2 tRNA genes and 2 rRNA genes are annotated in these 863 nt (G+C 46.7%); all 4 read right to left on the reverse strand.

The features are described from left to right. Window positions 1-115, reverse strand: a 23S ribosomal RNA gene (locus AYY17_RS15625); the annotation flags it as partial. Window positions 116-431: 316 nt separating this feature from the next. Then, window positions 432-507 (reverse strand) — tRNA-Ala (locus AYY17_RS15630). Window positions 508-636: 129 nt separating this feature from the next. Continuing rightward, window positions 637-713 (reverse strand) — tRNA-Ile (locus AYY17_RS15635). Window positions 714-781: 68 nt separating this feature from the next. Next, a 16S ribosomal RNA gene (locus AYY17_RS15640) occupies window positions 782-863 on the reverse strand; the annotation flags it as partial.

Consider the following 863-nt stretch of genomic DNA (forward strand, 5'->3'; position numbering starts at 1 on the left):
GAAATCGTCGGCTATAACGGTTCATATCACCTTACCGACGCTTATCGCAGATTAGCACGTCCTTCATCGCCTCTGACTGCCTAGGCATCCACCGTGTACGCTTATTCGCTTAACCTCACAACCCGAAGGTGTCTTTTGGACGGGTCGCTGCGCGTCATAATTTCATTGTCGGGCAGTGCTCGCAATGCTCACATACTGATGTATGCTCCGCTTGCTGTGCGCTGGCCTTCGCGAAATTACTTAGCTCGCTTCCCCTCGAAAGTCATTACTTTCTAAGTTGATTGGCTGAGAGACTCATCAATATTACCTCGGTGATAATATTGATTGTTTCAATTTTTCAGCTTGTTCCGGATTGTTAAAGAGCATAATAATTCACAGCATACCGTTTCCGGTAAACTCTGAATTATTTTTTTCGCAGATATCAGAGATAATGGTGGAGCTAAGCGGGATCGAACCGCTGACCTCCTGCGTGCAAGGCAGGCGCTCTCCCAGCTGAGCTATAGCCCCATTAATCTCTCGATTTTTTTTACCGGAATTTCTTTAAATAAGAAAGGTTCTTTTTATTCAGACAAGGCGTGGTTTCGCGACGTTTACATCGGTAAACGAGCGGAGCCATAACGCAGTATGAATAAAAAGTGGTAGGCCTGAGTGGACTTGAACCACCGACCTCACCCTTATCAGGGGTGCGCTCTAACCACCTGAGCTACAAGCCTATTCCCGGTATCTGCTTCTTTTCTATCAGACAATCTGTTGTGAACACTCACATTCTCTACCGACTAGGTAAGGAGGTGATCCAACCGCAGGTTCCCCTACGGTTACCTTGTTACGACTTCACCCCAGTCATGAATCACAAAGTGGTAAGC

It is taken from the genome of Morganella psychrotolerans (assembly GCF_001676055.1).
Lineage (GTDB): Bacteria > Pseudomonadota > Gammaproteobacteria > Enterobacterales > Enterobacteriaceae > Morganella > Morganella psychrotolerans_B.